This is a genomic window from Thiorhodococcus minor, from assembly GCF_010820565.1.
In the GTDB taxonomy this organism is placed as follows: domain Bacteria; phylum Pseudomonadota; class Gammaproteobacteria; order Chromatiales; family Chromatiaceae; genus Thiorhodococcus; species Thiorhodococcus minor.
The window spans coordinates 128431-146580 of the sequence record NZ_JAAIJQ010000002.1 but is presented as its reverse complement, the minus strand read 5'-3'; the positions used below and the strand labels follow the sequence as shown (position 1 = coordinate 146580).

Genomic DNA, 18150 nt, shown 5'->3' with positions numbered 1-18150 from the left:
CATCATCCGACCTTGCCCAGGGGCGGCGGCAGCGAGGACTCCGGGACGCCGTCCTCGAGGATGCGCTCTTCGAGATAGACCCCGGTGTAGTGATGCAGCCCATGGCTCATGCAGCGCCGGCAAAAGGCACTGCCATTCCGGCGCGCAAGCATTTCTTCGAGCGGGACGCTCAGGAAGTCGTCGGCGATGAATGGCTTGAAATAGACCCCGCAGAATCGCACGCGCCCATCCCAGTTGATGGGCAGACAGCGCTCTTCGGGACAGGGGATGTGCTTGCGCTGCCGAGCCCGCTCGAGGCCGGTGTCGATATCGAGCAACATCAGATCCAGGGTGCGCTCCGCTTCGGGCGAGAGCGGACGGCCCTCGACATAGTCGAGGACGTTGTCCAGCGAATAGAGGTAGGCCATGTTGGGACGGAAGATGAGCCCAAGCTCGTCGCACAAGGCCTGCATCGAGCGATAGCTTTCGCCGACGCTGTGCCGGTAGAGATGGTAGTTGAGGACGATCTGCAGCTCCGGATGCAGCCTCTCGCGCAATTGGGAGAGCTGATGCAGATTCGCGAGAAAACCCTCCCAGTCCCCGCCGGTATGGCCGATCGCGTAGCTGTCGCCGTAGCCGGAAGCCGAGACCTTGATCCAATCCGGCCGTGCGGCGACGACCGCCTCCAGCCCGCGCGCGGCCTTCAGGTTGGTGGAGATGGCGGTCATCACCTGGGCGGCGCGGGTTGCGGCGATGATCTCCGGCAACTGGCGGTTGAGCAGAGGCTCGCCCCAGGTGTAGAGCTGGACGCTACCGAGAAAGGGAAGCTCGTCGAGCAGCTTGCTCAGGATCGCTTCATAGGTCTCCAGCCCCATGAAGCCGGTCGGCGGACGCTCGGCGAGGTTGCCCTGGGGACAGGACAGGCAGCGCAGGTTGCAGAGCCCCGAGATATCGATGCTGGGGTCGATGTCGTTGAGCGCGCGCGAGGACAGATAGTCGCGCTCGGCGATCAGGCCGTGCGACTGGCACTGCGCCTCGATGGGACGGTCGTGGTGTCCCGAGCCGATCAGGATGAACGCCTCCCCAGCACGCGCGCGAGGGAGCACCGAGTCCGGCGCATGCACCGGATAGCCCAACGCCCTGTGGCCCTGCATCGCCGGGCTGGAATCGAGAAACCCAGCAATCGGCAAACCCGATCGCTGCAGTGCGCGACACAGCCCCTGACCGACGATCATCGCGCCCCAGATCCACACCGAGCGCGCACCGACTGCATCGCGTAGACGCTGCTGGGTCCAGACCATGTCAAACAACCTTCTCGGCGAATGGAATGCTGTTGCGCTCGGCGATCAGCTTCTCGTCGCTGTACACCACGAAGCACCGGTGAATACCGCGCGCCTTGCAGCGCGCGCAGAACTGGCTGCCGTCGCGAGCGGCGATCAATTCATCGGCGGTCACGTCGAGAAAGCTCCCCTCGACCAGATTGAGATCCGGGCGATACCACTCCATGCAATGTGCTACGGCCAGGTCCCAGTTGATCCAGAGGTGACGCTCGTAGTAGCAGGGCCGCTGGCGCTCGGCATACGCCCGGTGCATGACGTCCTCCACCTGGAGGGCCTGCAGCCCCATGGTGCTTCGCACCCTTTCGTTGATTGGGCGGCCGTCGATCACGGATTCGATGTTGTCGAGCGGTGCGAGCGCCGCGTGGCGATAGCGCAGGACGAAGCCCAGCTCGTTGCAGAGCGCCTGCCAGCGGAGAATGTCATCTCGATTGTGGCCGTAGATGTGGTAGAAAACCTCGACCATCATCCCTGGGTGATGCCGGTCCCGATACTCGGCCAGCCGATACACGTTCTCCATCAGCCGCGTCCAGTTGCCGCCGGTATGGGTGACTTCGTAGCTCCCCTCCCACCCCGAGACGGAGATGCGAAACCAGGTGGGCCGCGCCGCGACGACCGGCTCGAAATCCAGCCGGAAGCTCAGGTTGCTGGAGATGGCCGAAAGCAGGCCATATTCGTTGGTGATCGTGACGATCTCCGGCAGGTCCCGGTTCAGCAGCGGCTCGCCCCAGTTGTAGAGCGTGATGATCCCGGTGTAGGGGTCGTCGCGCAGGATCTTCTCGATCAGCTCGCGATAGACCGCCGCCGACATGAACCCCTTGGGGCGATGCTCGTCGAAGTTTCCGCGTGGGCAGGAGATGCATCTCAGGTTGCAGCTTCCCGAGATGTCGACCTGGTAGTTGAACAGCCGCAGCTCACTCTGGACGACGAAATCTCGGTCGGCGCGAAAACCGTGACGCAGACACTGGGCGGCGATCTCGTCGGCGTGGAAGCCGGAAGCGATCACGATGAAGGCCGTCCGGAGTGTCGCGCCCGCGAAGAAGTCCGCTGGCAGCATCACGGGCTTTCCGAAAACCCGCTCGCCCTGCATCGACAGGCTGGAGTCGACAAAGCCCTCCGTCCCGATGCCATGGCGCGCCAGGACGTTGTGCGCGGCATAGCCATCGTGCCTAGCCCCCCAGATGTGGACCGTTCGATCGCCGATCAGCGCCTGCAGCTGGGATGGCGTCGGAATCGCTGCTGATGTCACGCTCTGAATCTCCGTCGGAAGCTCGGCCCGCAAGCCCATGAGCTTAGAGTATCGACCACCTGAGAAGAAACTTGACTATTTCGGACGGAAAACCGTCAGTTCGCTCCGTCGCGGATGCCGACGACACAAAGCGGGTCCAGCGGATTGTCGGGCCGCGCCCCGAAGCGCAGCAGATCGCGGCGCCCGTATTCGTCGGCGATGCGCTCCGCAAGCTGGCGCACGGTGACCGGTCGACCGGAGCAAATATTGATCCCTCCCCGGCGACCGCCCAGCGCGACCGCGGCAATCATTGCCCCGGCCTCCTCGACATCGAGATAGTCGCGGATCTGATCCCCTGAGCTCAGCTCCGCCGGCTCCCCGGCCGCCAGCCGGCGATGCAGATAGGCCACCAGGCGCTGCGGTGCCTCGCCGTCCCCGTACAGATAGAACGGCCGGCACCAGGCAAGCTCAACCCCAGCCGCGGGCAGCAAGCGATCAAGAACTTGGAAAGTCGCGGCCTTACAGGCGCCATAGAGAGTCTGGGGCCGAAGCGGCGTCTGCGTGCTCAGCAAGCCCGCAGAGAGGTCGTACTCGAAGCAGGTCCCGATGCCGACGAACCGCCGTCCCCCGGCATCGATGAATGCCCGCGCAAGCCGCAGAGAGCCATTGAGGCAAGCGAGATTGTGGGGCGAATCCAGATAGCGCCCGGGCTCCGCATACCAAGCCGCGTGCACAAGCGTGTCCACCCCGTCCAGCCAGCCCCTCAGCACTTCCGTCTGCTCAGCGAACAAATCCCGTGTCTCGATCGTCTCGACCACGCCTGAGAGCGCCGCCGAGACACGTCCCGCATCGCGCACCAGCAGCCGGATCGGCATGCCGCACCCTTTCAGTTGGCGCAGGATCTGCCGACCAAGAAAGCCGGTGGAGCCGGTGAAGAGCAGCATCTCGTCAGCAGCCCTCCGGGCAACGTATGAGAAGCGTCCCGGTCGTACCGAGCTCGCAACGCGCCCCTGCTTCCGGTCCGATCAGCATTCGACCAGCTCGGGCACGGCCAAAACGAAGCGCCCGCCCCAGCCGCGAACATAGTCCAACTGCGCGACCAGCTCGTCGCGCAGGTTCCACGGCAGGAGCAAGACACGATCCGGACGGTCGCGCCGCAGGTGGTCCTCGGACAGGATCGGGATCCGGCTGCCAGGGAGATAGCGTCCCTGCTTGGCCGGGTTGCGGTCCACCACGTAAGGCAGCAGATCCGGTCTCACACCGGCATAGTTGAGCAGAGTGTTGCCCTTGGCCGCCGCGCCGTAGGCACCGACAGCGAGACCGCGACGCTTGGCCTCGATGAGGTAGGCAAGCAGGTCGTTCTTCTGCCGATCCACCCTTGCCTGCTGACCGGCATAGTATCCAGCGGAGGCCATCCCGAGCCGCGCTTCCTCCTGCAGCAGGCGGTCGACCCGTGGATCGCGCCGATGACGGCCGGTATCGCTACGCTGCGCAATCACGCGCAGACTCCCCCCATGAGTCCTCAACGTCTCGACATCGAGCAGGGCCAGGCCGTTGGCCGCAAAGATTCGCTCGACTGCGGTGAGCGACAGGTAGGAGAAGTGCTCGTGGTAGATGGTGTCGAACTGTCCCTCGGCCACCAGGCGAGCCAGATGGGGAAACTCGAAGGTCGCCACGCCTTGCGGCGCGAGCAAGATCGCAAAGCCGGCGACGAAGTCGTTGATATCGGGCACATGCGCCAGAACGTTGTTGGCGACCATCAGGTCCGCCCACTGTCCCTCGGCCGCCAACCGCCGAGCCAGCGACTGGCCGAAGAACGCCTCGACGATGGACAGCCCCTTGGCGCGTGCCGCCGCGGCGGTCCCCGCGGTCGGCTCGATCCCGAGACAGGGGATGCCGCGCGCATGCACGAACTGCAGTAAGGCGCCATCGTTGGCCGCAACCTCGATCACCCGGCTCGCGGCCCCGAGCGACAAATGAGCGCACATTTGCTCGACATAGCACTCGACATGCGCCAGCCAGCTCGTCGAGAAGCCGCTGAAATAGGCGTACTCGGCATCGAACAAGGTATCGGCGCGGGCGAAGTCCTCGGTCTGCGCCAGCCAGCAGCGCTCGCAGACCAGGATGCGCAGCGGATACCAGCGCTCGGGTCCATGCAGCGACTGCTCGTTCAGATAGGCGTTGGAGGGTGGCGCGCTACCGAGATCCAGCATCGACAGCACCAAGGCCGCCCCGCAATGCCGGCACTTCACAGACTAACCCCCTGGAATCCCTTCGCGATCCACGGGTGCCCGGCATCGCGCGACGAGAGCTCGGCGACTGGCAGGAGCCAACGGATGGCGAGCGCGGGGTCCTCTGGATGAACGCCAGCCTCCGCCGCTGGGGCATGGGCGGCGGTGTGCAGATACAGCAGCTCAGAGTCGTCGACCAGCGTCTGAAAGCCGTGCGCGCAGCCCTCGGGGATGATCAGCATGCGATGCTCGAGCGCGCTCAGGCGCTCGGCGTGCCAACGCAGAAAGGTCGGAGAGCCGGCACGCAGATCGACCGCGACATCGAGCACCTCGCCACGCAGGCAGCTCACGAGCTTGATCTCGGCATCCGGCGGATATTGGAAGTGCAGGCCGCGCACCGTTCCTTTGCGGTGCGTCAGGGTGCGATTGATCTGAACGATCGGCCGCCCCCCGGTGAGCGACTCGAGCTCACCCGCGCAATAGACACGCTCGAAGAATCCGCGCTCGTCGCCGATCGGCAAGCGCTCGACCGACACGATGCCGGCAATCTCAGTCGCGTGCTTGCGGAAACGCGCGCTCATAGTCCCGCCCGCTCCGTCGCATAACAGTCGATCTGCTGCAGCGAGACGCGCCGCATATCGGCGCCATCCCGCCACGCACGGTGCCAATCCAGCGTGCGATCGAGCGCCTGCCCCAGATCCCAGCGCGGCCGCCAACCGAGCCTTCCTATCGCCTTGGCGCTGTCGAGCGCCAGGAGGGACGTCTCGTGCGGTTGCGGGTCGTCGTCGAGCCGCCAGCGCAGCCCGTCGGCCTGAGCGCTCAAGTGCTCCAGTATCCAGCCGACGGAGCGCACGTCGCCTGCGTCCGGACCGAAGTTCCAGGATTGGGCATAGTCGTCGCCGCATTCGTGGAGACGCTCGCCCAGGGCAAGATAGCCCGACAGCGGCTCGAGCACATGCTGCCACGGACGGACCGCCAAGGGGGAACGGATCGGAACCGTCTGCCCCCGGTCCAGGGCGCGCAGTACATCGGGCAAGAGCCGGTCTGACGCCCAATCCCCACCGCCGATGACATTGCCGGCGCGCGCGGTGGCAACCTGGATGCCGGCGGCGGCCAGAAAGGAGCGGCGATAGGCGCTGGTGACGAGCTCGGCGCAGCCCTTGCTGCTCGCATAGGGATCGTCGCCGCCCAACGGGTCGATCTCGCGGTAGGGCCAGACCCACTCCCTGCTCTCGTAGCACTTGTCGGAAGTGACCACCACCACCGCACGAGCCGTCGGCGTATGACGCAACGTCTCCAGCAAGTTCGCCGTGCCCATGATGTTGACGGCATAGGTTTCGAGCGGCGACCGGTAGGCCTCTCGCACCAGCGGCTGGGCGGCCAGATGGAAGACGATCTCCGGCCGGGCCTCCGCGACGGCCACCGCAAGCGCCTCGTAGTCACGAATATCGCCCAGACGGTGCTCGGCGAGTCGTTCCGCAAGCCCCACGAGCGTAAAGAGATTCGGATCGGTCGGAGGATCTTGAGCATAGCCGAAGACCTGCGCCCCCATCTCGCTCAGCCACAGGGCGAGCCAGCCGCCCTTGAAGCCGGTATGGCCGGTGACGAGCACCCGGCGATCGCGCCAGAAGCCGCGGCTCACGCCCAGAGCTTCCAGGGCGCCTTACCCGACATCCAGAGCGCTTCGAGATGGTTCTTGTCGCGGAGGGTGTCCATCGGCTGCCAGAAACCACCGTGCTCGAAGGCCATGATCTGCTGTAGCTTGGTGAGCCGACAGAGGATTTCCCCTTCCCAGGTCGTCTCGTCGCCGGAGATTAGACCCAGACAGGCTGGAGAGAGCACAAAGAAGCCGCCGTTGATCAGCCCCTCGCCGCCGCGCGGTTTCTCGGTGAATCCCGTCACCTCGTTGCCGCTGCGCTCGATGGCGCCGTAGCGACCTGGCGCCGGCACGGCGGTGACGGTGGCCCATCGGCCGTGGTCGCGGTGGAAGTCGATGAGCGCGCGGATATCGACGTCGCTGAGGCCGTCCCCATAAGTGAAGCAGAAGGCATCTTCACCGTGGAGATAGTCGGCCACCCGCTTGAGCCGCCCACCGGTCTGGGTATTGAGCCCCGTGCTCACCAGCGTCACCTTCCATGGCTCTGCCTTGCGCTGATGGACCTCCATCCGATTGTCGGCGAGATCGAAGGTCACATCGGACATATGCAGAAAGTAGTTGGCGAAATACTCCTTGATGACATAGCCCTTGTAGCCGCAGCAAATGACGAAATCGTTCACGCCCTGGCAGGAGTAGAGCTTCATGATGTGCCAGATGATCGGCATGCCGCCGATCTCGATCATTGGCTTGGGTCGCAGGTGGGACTCCTCCGAGATGCGCGTCCCGAGGCCGCCAGCGAGAATCACCGCCTTCATTCGACTACCATCACGCCAAGCAATCAGTGCAGCAATGCTGCGCGCAGGGCCTGGAGCTCGGAGAAGCTCGGATCTTCGGTGACCTCGGACATGCGACAGGTCGCCCCGAGTCGCAGACTCATGAGCCATTCCCGGCGCGCCATCTCCGGACTCCTGCTGGGATTCTCGGCAAGGTCTTCAATCGCGCGGAGATCGCCGTGCACGCATGACGACTCCGCCCGCCCCTTCTCGAAAACATCCAGAACCGCCGCCTGCAGCCAATCCCCGAGGTCGCCCCGCACGGGCCGAAGGTCGAAATCCCGGGTCGGAGGAAGGAACGGACGATTGATCTGCAACTGCAGATCCTCCGGTAGCGGAGTCGTCAGCCAAGGCATCTCCGTTCGCAGGATCTCTGCAGCCTGCGCCGCGGCTCGCACGTCGCCCAGATCCAAGATGCTGCGCATGAGCATCATATGAGTGGCGATATGGCCATCCCCTTGAGCCCTGAGGCGCAGAAATCGATCACGTGCTTCGATCAGAGCGCGATAGCGCTCTGCGAGCGCCAGCGAATCGTCCTGGCATTCCAGATAGCCGTTCAGCGCCTGCTCGTAGTCCGACCAGTGGATATCGTTCGCGTGATCGGATAGCTGCCAGCTCATCAAAGAGGGTTGAGCGTATGGGTATGCCGCAAGCCGCGTTTGCCATAGTTTCGGATTCATGGGCTCTCCAAATGACACAGATCATGCCCCGGGTGCGCCGGGGAAGCCGGCGGTAGCGCCAGCTAGACGATGAGTCCGCGGCGGAACAGCATCTCGGCACGCTCTCGGGTGCAAGTGAACAGGTTTCGCACCCCTGGATCGAGCGGCTGACCCAGCTCGTACTCGACCAGCGCGCCCAAGGACGGCACGAGCCGGAAAAGCGGCATGCCGAATCCGGCGAGTGCTTTTGCAGCATCGTTGACGGAGCATCCGGAGTCGATCCTGAGCATGACCAGGGGACTGTGCTCCGATAGCTCGCGCGGCCAGTGCCGTAAGATATCGAGCTGTTGATCGCCGGCATTGAGCCGAACGAAGTCGAGCCTCCGCGCTGTGGGCCATCGACCACCTTCCATCAACTCCTTCGCGGTCATCATGGGAGCAGGCTCCAAACCGCAGTCGGCATCTGCATTGTCCGGCTTCCGTCTGGCCTGAGCACCGACGTCGACCTCGCCGGCAATGTTCGAAAGCCCGGCGCGAATCACCGTCAGAGTATCCTGCAGGGCATTCTCGACAAGGCTCTGCTCGAGCCGCTCGAACGCCGCCCGAATGGGCTCCAAAGCGACGACCCGGCCTCGGCCGCCCATCCGCCGCGCCAGGCTCAAGGCATAGACGCCATGGCTTGCGCCGACATCCAGTGCCGACATGCCGGGCTCGATGAAGCGACGCACGAAGGAGACCTCCGGCTCGCACCAATCCCCCTGCTCGACGAGGATATAGGTGGCTCTGTCACGAACATCGACGGGGCACTTCACGCGCGTCCCGTCGCCCAGCGTCACGACCATCTGATCTGATGAGGGCGTTTGACTCTCCGGCGAGCCCGAGGCACTGACGGCCCCCGGTAATTGCGGGGAGGCATCATCAACTGCAGCGCCCTGCTGGGGCAGCGCTTTGAAGGCTTCCTCGATCCGCTGGCGAAGCGCTCCCACCTCGGGGGCGTCCAGGCCGGCCTCCTCCGCACGATCCATAACGTCCAGCGCTTGCCCCGGACGCTTGGCGATCAGCAAAGCCTCGGCAAGCGTCAACCAATAATTTCCGACCTCTGGATCAAGATCGAGCGCCCTCTGCAAATGATCCAGCCCGGAATCGATCTGTCCGCGCTCCATCTCGATGATGCCAAGATTGTGGTGGGCTTCGGCATGGTCGGCATCAAGCGCCAAAACGGCGCGATAAAGCCACTCGGCGGCCTCCGCGCGACCGCCACGCTGATGCTCGATGGCTTGCTTGAGTAGTTCTCGCGAATCGGTCACGATGATCGCTCCTTACGACGCCGGGTCAGTTTAACCATACCGCTTCGTCCTGACGCGGCTCGAAACGGGCACTTTCACTCGCCGGCCATTTCGGAATCCTAGCACCGAGCACAGACTCCCAAAAAGAGACTGCCGAACCGCGCACCAGACCACTGACGCCCTCCCGATTTCCGTCTTGCTTACAAGCGCAAAGTCAAGCAGCATCGACCGCAGCCTTCTGGAGTTGCCGACGTGACCTTCGCGGCAATGGGTCCAGCGTCTAGGCCATTGGGAAAACCGCTCATGAGCGATCAAGTCAATCCAAGTGTCGACAGGCTGATCGGCAGCCTACACAAAGCAACCGTTCAGATGCGCCAGGCGAGCATCGGCGATGATTGGCAGCTTGCAGCACGCCTCCAAAAGCGACGGGCATTGCTCGTCGAGCAGATCCGGGAGCGTCTAGGCGGTTGCGCTTTAACCGCGAAAGAATCGCTCGCACTGAGGACAATCCGTCGGCTAGAGGCCGAAATCACCTCGCGCGCCATGGCCCGGCGCCAGAAAATTGCCAGGCTGCTAGAGCAGGGCACGAGCAATCCGTCAAAGGAGCGCCGCCGACGCATTCGCCAAGCCTACGATATCCCCGAGACTCGCACCTGAGGCCTCCCTTCCAGGCTGATGCCCGTTTCACGATCTCCCCTTTTCATTACCCTTTCTTTCCGTGAGCGGCTTCTGCTGCGCCTCCCCCCTGGTCAGGGGACGCGGAGGCGATCAATTCCTTGGCGGACTGCGCGATCAAAGAAAATCGAACAGCGACAACCGCGAAACCTGAACATAGGTCTGTTGAGCGGCTTGAAGTGCGACCTCTTGCAGCTTGTAGCGGCTGATGGCCTCGGCGTAATCGAGATCACGCACTTCCGAGAGCGTCGTATTGAGATCGACCAACCGCTGATCATTCAGGTCGGCGTGCGTTTCCATCACGTTGAGACGCAGCCCGACCGAAGAGCGCACCTCGTTGAGCCGCTCAAGACCTGCATCAATGTTCGAGATCGCGATGCTTGACGCCTCGTCCAAGAGCGCTCGGGCTTCCGTCTCGGACGATGACGACTCAAGGGCGCTGGCGATGTCGTCCAGCGTCTGGAAGATGCTGACCTGCTCCATGGGACGCGAGATGATCTCGTCGCCATCGGCAGGCTCCGTGGGCGGCGTCGTGTTGGGGACAGTCAGCGTAACGCGACGACCAGCGAAATCGATCGGCTCGTTGGGCACGTAGGGACCGCCGATCAGAGCACCGTCGGCATCCTGTATCGCATGCCCCTCCGTGTCCACAACCTCGTACATCAGTGTCCCCGCATCGTCTTTGAAGCGAATGCGGAAGGTCTCCCCCGCGCTGCTCAGCGACTGATCGATGTCCGCGACTTCGGTCGTCATCGCCACGCCGGGAACATCCAGGTTAGCGCTATTTGCGGCGGCAGGCACGGCCTCTGTGAGCAGCCCGCTGCTCTCGGGAATCTCCATGAAGACATATGCCCCGGTATCACCGGTGGCAACGCGCCGCGTAGCACTAAGGTCGACTTCGCGCACCGCACCTTGGCCCTGGGCGCCAACGTAAGAGACCTGCCCATTCTCACCGACGACGAACGGCGTCCTGCTCACGCGGGTCCCGGAGAAGAAGTGCTCGCCGTTGGAGTCCTTCGAATTGGCGATATCGAGTAGATCCTCGCGCAGCTGATGGATCTCACTGGCGAAGGTACGGCGATCTTCATCGGAGTACGTATCATTGTTGCCGCTGAGCACGAGCTCCCGAGCACGCTGCAAGATGTTCTCCGCCGCTTCGACCTGAGCCTCCTCCTGACTCAGCTTCGGGGTCGCGATATCGACGTTGCGCTGGTACTGCTCGACAGAGCTGATCGCCGCCTGCAGCTGCACCGCCACTGCGGCACCGCCGGGATCATCCGAAGGCGTCAGGATACGGCGGCCCGTGGCCATTTGCAGGCTCGTATGGTTCAGGTCCGCCTGCGCTCGTTGCATCGCACTGACGCCGGATTGAAAAATTTGGCTGGTCGAGATCCGCATTGTCATGCTCCGTCAGCGCACGGCGTTGATCAGCGTGTCGAAGATGGTCTGGGTGGTTGCGATCACCTGTGCCGAGGCCTGATAGGCTTGCTGGAAGCGAATCAGGTTCGCCGCCTCCTCGTCCAGATTCACGCCCGAGATCGCCTCTCGCTGGGCCTGAGCCGCCTCAAGCACGGTTGCGCTGGAATCGCGCGCGATCTGCGCTTGGCGCGTCTGGGTGCCCACCTCGGAAAGGATGTCGTCGTAGCCGCCTTGGATGGTCGAGCGGTCCTCGATCAAGCGCTCTTCCGGAATACCGGCCATGACGAGTAGATTGCGGTTGTCACCCTCCCGACCGGCGCTGAGGTCGAGCCGGAACATATCACCTGCAGCGGGCTGACCTTCGATGTCCAGCTCCCAGCCGCTGCCTGCAATGGTCGTTTGCGCAGGCTGAGGCGTTGCGACGGGGATCGCGGTCACTCCAATCGTAAAGGCCGCTCCGTCATCCGGCTCTCCTCGGATCCTCAGTTCCCAGCCGTTCATGCTGATCGTCGTCGTTCCCGATGGATCGAGGGTGAACAGTTCGCCGTCGACATCGAAGCGACCCTCGACGGCGTCGTAGCTGATCGTCGTCGCGGTCAACAGACCAGCGTCCTGTGGATCGACCACGTCGAAGCTCTCCACCTGAGCCGAGCCGGAATCGGGACCATATTGCGCGCTCAGTAGATTGTAGGTATCCCCGCTATCGTTCGTGATAACGGTGGCGGGCACGGTGCCATCCGCCGTCAGCGGGCTAACCGTTGTCCGCAAGCCGGTGACCCGGGCTTCCCCCTGATTGCCATCATCCGCCAGGGCTCCTGAGATCGCCGCAATATCGGCTGGATCCGTCATCTCGACCGACAAACCCTCAGCGGCGAAACGCGTGGGCTGTACAAGCCAATCGTCCCCAGCTTCGGCATCTCCCAGTCCGCTGACGTCGATCGTCAATCCGTCGCCGACAAGTACTCCAGGAGTCGTATCGTCGAGGGCGACGACCTGGTTGTCCGACAAACGCTTCAAGCCAAAGTCGGTACCATTGAAAGTCAGCCGGTAGTCGGAAGCTGTCAGGGTGCTCACATCGGAGATCGTGACATCTGGGATCGACGCCGAGTCATTGTCGGGCGACGCGCTGACAGCAACCTCCGGCAGCCCAAAGATGGCTTGACCGAGCTGACCGTCGAGATCCAGACCAAGGGCATTCTGCTCGTTGAAGCGGGCAGCCAAGTTGAGACCGATCAGGCCAAGCTGGTTCTGGGATGTATCCAGGATGCTCGTGCGCGTCTCCAGCAGGGCCCCGAGCTCTCCGCCCGTCATGAAACGGGTGATGTCGATCGGCTCTGCAGAAGCCCTGCTCTTGAGTCCGATATCGAGATTTTCCGGGTCGGCCGAGAGATGCTCCGCGACAAGCTCATTGGAGCCGCCGCGCATGACCAGTTGTTGGCCGTTGCCGATGAACACATTGACCGAGCCGTCGTCTTGCGCATTGACGGTGATGTCCACCCTCTCGGCCAAGTGATTGAGCAGGTTGTCGCGCCGGTCGAGCAGGTCATTCGGCGCGGATCCGCCCGAATAGCCTGAGACGATCTCGAGATTCAGCGCCGCCAATGACTTCGCGTACTGATTGATCTCCTCGACGGCCGTCTCGATCTGCCCGTTCACGAGGGCGCGTTGCTCGTCGAGCTGGGTATCGAGATGGCTGAAGCGCTCGACGAGCGTTTCGGCCTCGTTCAACATCACGGTTCGCGCGGACATGGACGTTGGGTCATTGGCCACATCCTGCACGGCGCTGAAATAGCTTTCCAGCACTGGCTCGAGCCCAGTGGTCTCGTCGGCCAATAGCTGATCGACCCGCTCGGCAAAGGCTGCCCTGACCTCACCATTGGCGCTATCGGTCAAGCTGGCGCGCAAGTGGGCATCAACCAGGTCATCCTGAAGCCGCCTGATGGTACTAACATTGACGCCCTGGCCGACATAGCTCCCACCGAGCATCTGGGGGTTTCTCGACTCCAGCTCCACACGCTGGCGGCTGTAACCTTCGGTGGAGGCATTCGAGATGTTGTGACTGGTCGTCGCGAGGGCGCGTTGGTAGGCCAGCAGACCCGAGACCGCGGTTCCCAGTATGCTCATGGACTTAACCTTCTGGTAGTGAAGCGACCATCCCCTGCCTGGTCAGACGTGCGCAGGCCCACCTGCACTCGCTTAGCCTTCTGCTGGGCTATCGGCCTCGATGACGGAAACTTGAGTCTCTTCCGCCGGTTGCGCCTCGATCGCGGCGCTGATGCTGAGCAGCCGATCGCGAATGCTCAGGATCTTGGAGGCGTAGCGGGGATCGGTCGCATAGCCGGCCTCTTGCAGGCCACGGACGAAATCTTCCGCATTCTCGCTCTTCAACGCCTCCCCATAGCGCGGGTTGCGTCTCAGGAAGGCGACATAGTCGACGAAGGAGTCGGCCGGGCTGTCATAGGCCCTAAACTTGGCCTGCTCGCGGCGCGCGACGCCGTTGCGGTACTCGAGCGTGCCCACGGAGACCTTATCGCCCTGCCAGCTGCGGTCCGCCTTGATACCGAAGAGATTGAAGCTGCTGCTACCGTCCGCGCGCCGCGGCACGTGCTTGCCCCAGCCGGTCTCGAGCGCGCACTGCGCAAGCAGGGCACTGGTGTCCATCCCCAGCCTTTCGGCGGCTTGGTCGGCATAGGGCTTGAGAAAGGCGACGAACTCCTCGGGACTGCTTGGCGGCCATTTGCCCGTGGCGTCGATCCGGAGCGGCTTTGAAGAAGCCTTCTCGGCCGCGGCCTTCGCTTGGCCGCTCGTCCCCGTCACTGCGTCGACGGCCGCGTCGACCTTGCGGCGCTTCAGGCTCCTCAGCAGCGGATTGCGCTCGGGCACGATAAGGTCGTCGGCATCCCGCTCGCCCTGCTCCTCGGTCAGCTCGGGCGCCAGCTGGCGCAAGAGGGCCTTGCGAATCCCCATGCCTTCGCGCTCGCTGAGCACGGTGGCGATCTGCTGGTCGAAGAGATCCTGGTACAGCTTGGTCTGACTGGAATCGAAGAGACCATCCCCCAGGCTCGCGGCACGCATCTGCTTGAGCATCTGACCGACGAGCAAGGACTCGAAGGCCCGCGCCGCGGCCTCCAAGCCTGCCGCGCCGCCGGTCCGCGCGGACGCGGCCAAGCTTTTGTAGGAGGCAGGGTCACTGACGAGGCCAGTGCGTAGCGCCGTCGTCGCGGCCAGCCCGAATTTGTCGCTCGAGGGAAACATGACTCGACTCGAATGGGCGCGGCTTAGATGACGACCAGCTCGGCGTGCAAGGCGCCGGCCTCGCGCAGCGCCTCGAGGATGGCGACCAGGTCGCCGGGAGCGGCTCCTACCTCATTCACCGCCTGCACGATTTCGCTCAGGGTCGGCCCCGGGCTGAACAGGAACATGCTGTTGCTCTCTTGCTCGATGGCGATATCGCTCTGAGGCGTCACGGCGGTTTGCCCTCCGGCGAATGGATTCGGCTGCGAAACCTGCGGGTCCTCGCTGATGGTCACGGTGAGGCTGCCGTGCGAGACCGCTGCGGGCGTCACGGTCACGCCCTCGCCGATCACGACGGTGCCCGTGCGTGCGTTGATGATGACGCGGGCAGGGGGTGCGGCCGCCTCGATGGGCAGGTTCTCCAGCACGGAGACGAAGGCCACGCGATCGCTGGGGTCCAGGGGTGCGCGCACGCGAATCGAGGCCCCGTCGAGCGCCCGCGCCAGATCGCCGCCCATGTTGTCGTTGATGGCCTCGACCACGCGAGTGGCCGTGGTGAAGTCTGGGCGCCTGAGATTCAGCGTCAGCGCGTCGCCCTGAGCGAATGCGCTCGGCACCTCGCGCTCCACGGTCGCGCCATTGGGGATGCGGCCAACGCTCGGCACGTTGACGGTGATGCGGCTACCGTCCGCGCCGCCGGCGCCGAAGCCGCTCACGGTGAGATTGCCCTGCGCCATGGCGTAGACCTGGCCGTCAGCGCCCTTCATCGGGGTCATCAACAGGGTGCCGCCACGCAGACTCTTGGCATTACCCAAGGAAGACACGGTCACATCCATGCGCTGCCCGGGCTTGGCGAACGGCCCGAGGTCTGCCGTCACCATGACCGCGGCGAGATTCTTGGTCTGGGGATTGACGTTCTCCGGGACAGTAATCCCCAACTGAACCAGCATGTTCTTGAGGCTCTGTACCGTGAAGGGCGCTTGGGTGGTCTGATCGCCCGTGCCGTCGAGCCCGACCACCAGGCCATAGCCGATCAGCTGGTTGTCGCGAACGCCCGCGAAGGTCGCCACGTCCTTGATGCGCTCCAAACCGACACCGCTCCAATCGGCCTGGCTACCATAATCGTCCACGACCACCGTGTTGCCCGCGAGCGCCAGGCGCGGCGGCCCAGCCATGCCGGCGGCGAGGAGACATGCCCCAGTGAATGTCAGGATCCTGCTCATGATGGACCTCGAATGCTCTCTCCCGGTACCTGTCGCCGCACCCCGCGAATCGGGCGCTGACAGCCCTCTCGATCAGCTAGCCTTTGCTCAGCAACCTTCGCGCCACAGGTGCCGGGGGGCGCGGTCAGATCGGCCAGATCGGCGAGTTGAAGAACCGCGACAGCCAGCCTTGCGCGTTGCTGTCCGCCAGGGCCCCGGTGCCACCATAGTAGAGCTGCGCATTGGCAACCTGTGTCGACTGCACCGTATTCGAGGTCGAAACATCCTCGGGCCGAATGATGCCGCGAATACGGACGAACTCCTGCCCCTGGTTGATGCCCAGCCACTTTTCGCCCTGGATGACGAGGTTGCCGTTGGGTAGCACCTCCGCCACCGTGACCGTGATCTCGCCGCTCAGCTGATTGCTCTGGCTGGAGTCGCCGGAGCCATCGAACGTCCGCCCACCCGTCGCGGCCGCGCCCAAGAGCTTGGTTTCGTCATCGACCAGCGACCTGCCGGCGAAGGTGAAGTTGCCGACATCCATCTCCAGCTCGCTATCTTTCGCTGTCGAGGTGGATGACGACTTCTTGGCGTTGGTCTTCTCGGCCAGGACGACGGTGACGAGATCGCCGACCCGGCGCGCCTTGTAGTCCTCGAACAGCCCCTGGCTCTGCGCCGCCTGAAAGATGGCGCCTTTGTTGGCTGCCGCCGGCTTGGGCGCGACGGGCGCCGTGGGCCGATATTCTGCGGAATCACCTGGCTTGGGCGGATTCAGCGTGCTGCACGCGGAGAGACCCACTGCCGTGATGAGGAGCGCGATGCGGGCGATTGATATCGTCATGACCTTCTCTCAAGCTACGTGAGGGGCTATGAGCCTAGTTTGTTGTTGGCGTACTGCAGCATCTCGTCGGCCGCGGAGATGGCCTTGGAGTTGACCTCGTAGGCACGCTGGGTCTCGATCATATTGACCAGCTCCTCCGCCATGTTGACGTTGCTCGACTCCACCGCGCCTTGAAGGACGGTGCCGACGCCGTTTTGTCCAGGATTCGACTGCTGGGCATTCCCGGAGGCCGCCGTCTCCAGATAGATGTTCTCGCCGACCGACTGCAGGCCGGCGGGGTTGATGAAGTTCGCGAGCTGTATGGCTCCGAGCTCGACAGGTGCGGCTTCTCCCGCAAGCTGGGCCGATACCGTTCCGTCGCTGCCGATGCTGATGGTCTGCGTTGTCTCGGGCACCACCAGCCCGGGCTGCAGCGCGTAGCCGTTGGACATGACGACCTCGCCGTTGGCGTTGATCTGAAAGCTGCCGTCTCGGGTGTAGCCAAGATCACCATTCGGCATCAGGATTTGGAAGAAGCCCTGCCCCTGGATGGCCAGATCGAGAGAATTTTCGGTCTGCACGAGATTGCCCTGCTCGAAGAGCTTCTCGGTCGCCACTGTGCGCACGCCGGTCCCCAACAGCAGCCCGGAGGGCAGCTGTGCCTCTTGGGTCGCCTGAGCGCCCGGCTGGCGAACGGTCTGGTAAATCAAGTCCTCGAACACCGCCCGGCCCTTCTTGTAGCCCGTCGTATTGACGTTGGCTAGGTTGTTCGAGACCACGGACATACGGGTCTGCTGCGCATCGAGGCCCGTCTTGGCGATCCAAAGCGCTTGGTTCATGGTCTAGCTCCGTTCATGGTCTGGCTCTTCTGTCTAACTGGCCCAGCTAGCTGATCCCCAGCAGGCGGTTATGGCGTTCTTCGATGTTGTTGGCGGTTTCCATCATCTTGATCTGCGTCTCATAGGTGCGAGACAGCTCGATCATCCGCGTCAAGGCTTCGACGGTATTGACATTGCTGGTTTCCAGCATGCCGGTCACCACGCGCACATTGGCATCTGCCTCGACCTCTTGACCGTCCTTAGCACGAATCAGACCATCCTCCGTCCGTTCTAAGGTCGCCGTATCCGGATTGACCAGCCGAATGCGGTTGACGGCCGCCAAGGCGTTCGGCGCCGAGCCCTCCGGACGAATGGTGATGGTCCCGTCCGTGCCGATTAGGATGCTTTCGTCCGGCGGGACCGTAATGGGACCGCCGTCACCCAGCACGGGAAGCCCGCGATCTGTCAGCAGCATGCCCTGTGCGTCGACATGCAGATTGCCGGCCCGCGTATAGGCTTCGCCGCCGTCCGGCGCTTGGACGGCGATGAAGCCTTCGCCCTGGATCGCGACGTCGAGATCCCGGCCGGTGCTTTGCATCGCACCATGGCTGAAGTCGATGGCCTCGTTCCCGACCTGGACATAGTCGCGCGAGTCGTAGACGGGCCCGGTGATGGGCGCCGTGTAGGCATCGGCGAGCGACTGCCGAAAGCCATGCGTGGTGGCATTCGCCAGGTTGTGGTTGTTGATGGCCTGCGCGTAGAGATTCTCTTTCGCGCCGGACATCGCCAGGTACATGAAACGGTCCATGACTTACCCTCGATGACGCAGTTG

17 protein-coding genes and 1 pseudogene are annotated in these 18150 nt (G+C 63.7%); 1 reads left to right on the top strand and 17 read right to left on the bottom strand.

Going from position 1 to position 18150, the window contains the following annotated elements:
• Window positions 1-2: 2 nt before the first annotated feature.
• The 10 genes and pseudogenes from G3446_RS01335 to G3446_RS29080 form a co-directional block, all read right to left on the bottom strand.
• Window positions 3-1280 carry a hypothetical protein gene (locus G3446_RS01335; protein WP_164450586.1) on the bottom strand — a complete coding sequence of 426 codons (1278 nt, stop codon included), beginning with the start codon at window positions 1278-1280 and terminating at the stop codon, window positions 3-5.
• 1 nt (window position 1281) lies between these two features.
• Window positions 1282-2565, bottom strand: a complete 1284-nt coding sequence (locus tag G3446_RS01330; protein ID WP_164450585.1) for a radical SAM protein — start codon at window positions 2563-2565, stop codon at window positions 1282-1284.
• Between the two features lie 95 nt (window positions 2566-2660).
• Complete coding sequence (locus G3446_RS01325; protein ID WP_164450584.1) at window positions 2661-3488, bottom strand: NAD-dependent epimerase/dehydratase family protein; 828 nt, start codon at window positions 3486-3488, stop codon at window positions 2661-2663.
• Between the two features lie 81 nt (window positions 3489-3569).
• Entirely contained in the window at window positions 3570-4796 is a 1227-nt protein-coding gene (locus G3446_RS01320; RefSeq protein WP_164450583.1) for a methyltransferase domain-containing protein, read from the bottom strand.
• The gene (locus G3446_RS01315) at window positions 4793-5356 is read right to left on the bottom strand and encodes a dTDP-4-dehydrorhamnose 3,5-epimerase family protein (protein WP_164450582.1); all 564 of its coding nucleotides are present in this window, start codon (window positions 5354-5356) and stop codon (window positions 4793-4795) included. Before G3446_RS01315 ends, G3446_RS01320 begins: the two co-directional genes overlap by 4 nt.
• Entirely contained in the window at window positions 5353-6417 is a 1065-nt protein-coding gene (rfbG, locus tag G3446_RS01310; protein ID WP_164450581.1) for a CDP-glucose 4,6-dehydratase, read from the bottom strand. The genes G3446_RS01315 and rfbG overlap by 4 nt, the downstream gene beginning before the upstream one ends.
• Window positions 6414-7187 (bottom strand): glucose-1-phosphate cytidylyltransferase, encoded by a 774-nt coding sequence (rfbF, locus tag G3446_RS01305; RefSeq protein ID WP_164450580.1) that lies wholly within the window; start codon window positions 7185-7187, stop codon window positions 6414-6416. Before rfbF ends, rfbG begins: the two co-directional genes overlap by 4 nt.
• 23 nt (window positions 7188-7210) lie before the next feature.
• A complete protein-coding gene (locus G3446_RS01300) occupies window positions 7211-7825 on the bottom strand; it encodes a hypothetical protein (protein WP_209262202.1) in 615 nt (204 codons plus the stop codon).
• Between the two features lie 122 nt (window positions 7826-7947).
• Window positions 7948-8706, bottom strand: coding sequence for an FkbM family methyltransferase (locus G3446_RS27905; RefSeq protein ID WP_245232232.1), 759 nt, complete (start codon window positions 8704-8706; stop codon window positions 7948-7950).
• Between the two features lie 180 nt (window positions 8707-8886).
• A pseudogene (locus tag G3446_RS29080) lies at window positions 8887-9171 on the bottom strand (tetratricopeptide repeat protein); the annotation flags it as partial.
• A 282-nt stretch (window positions 9172-9453) separates the two neighbouring features.
• Between G3446_RS29080 and G3446_RS01290 the strand changes: the two are divergent.
• On the top strand, window positions 9454-9807 hold the full coding sequence (locus G3446_RS01290; protein ID WP_164450578.1) for a flagellar protein FliT: 354 nt from the start codon (window positions 9454-9456) through the stop codon (window positions 9805-9807).
• A 135-nt stretch (window positions 9808-9942) separates the two neighbouring features.
• On the opposite strand, the gene flgL is transcribed toward G3446_RS01290, so the two are convergent.
• The 7 genes from flgL to flgF all read right to left on the bottom strand — a co-directional run bounded on the left by flgL (window position 9943) and on the right by flgF (window position 18126).
• On the bottom strand, window positions 9943-11223 hold the full coding sequence (flgL, locus tag G3446_RS01285; RefSeq protein ID WP_164450577.1) for a flagellar hook-associated protein FlgL: 1281 nt from the start codon (window positions 11221-11223) through the stop codon (window positions 9943-9945).
• 12 nt (window positions 11224-11235) lie between these two features.
• Window positions 11236-13368: a flagellar hook-associated protein FlgK gene (flgK, locus tag G3446_RS01280; RefSeq protein WP_164450576.1), complete on the bottom strand. Its 2133-nt coding sequence runs from the start codon at window positions 13366-13368 to the stop codon at window positions 11236-11238.
• A gap of 72 nt (window positions 13369-13440) precedes the next feature.
• Complete coding sequence (gene flgJ, locus G3446_RS01275) at window positions 13441-14499, bottom strand: flagellar assembly peptidoglycan hydrolase FlgJ (RefSeq protein WP_164450575.1); 1059 nt, start codon at window positions 14497-14499, stop codon at window positions 13441-13443.
• A gap of 23 nt (window positions 14500-14522) precedes the next feature.
• Entirely contained in the window at window positions 14523-15701 is a 1179-nt protein-coding gene (locus G3446_RS01270) for a flagellar basal body P-ring protein FlgI (RefSeq protein WP_164450574.1), read from the bottom strand.
• A 124-nt stretch (window positions 15702-15825) separates the two neighbouring features.
• On the bottom strand, window positions 15826-16521 hold the full coding sequence (gene flgH, locus G3446_RS01265) for a flagellar basal body L-ring protein FlgH (protein ID WP_164450573.1): 696 nt from the start codon (window positions 16519-16521) through the stop codon (window positions 15826-15828).
• A gap of 26 nt (window positions 16522-16547) precedes the next feature.
• Window positions 16548-17339 (bottom strand): flagellar basal-body rod protein FlgG, encoded by a 792-nt coding sequence (flgG, locus tag G3446_RS01260; protein WP_164450572.1) that lies wholly within the window; start codon window positions 17337-17339, stop codon window positions 16548-16550.
• Between the two features lie 46 nt (window positions 17340-17385).
• Window positions 17386-18126, bottom strand: a complete 741-nt coding sequence (gene flgF / locus G3446_RS01255) for a flagellar basal-body rod protein FlgF (RefSeq protein WP_164450571.1) — start codon at window positions 18124-18126, stop codon at window positions 17386-17388.
• Between the last annotated feature and the right edge of the window lie 24 nt (window positions 18127-18150).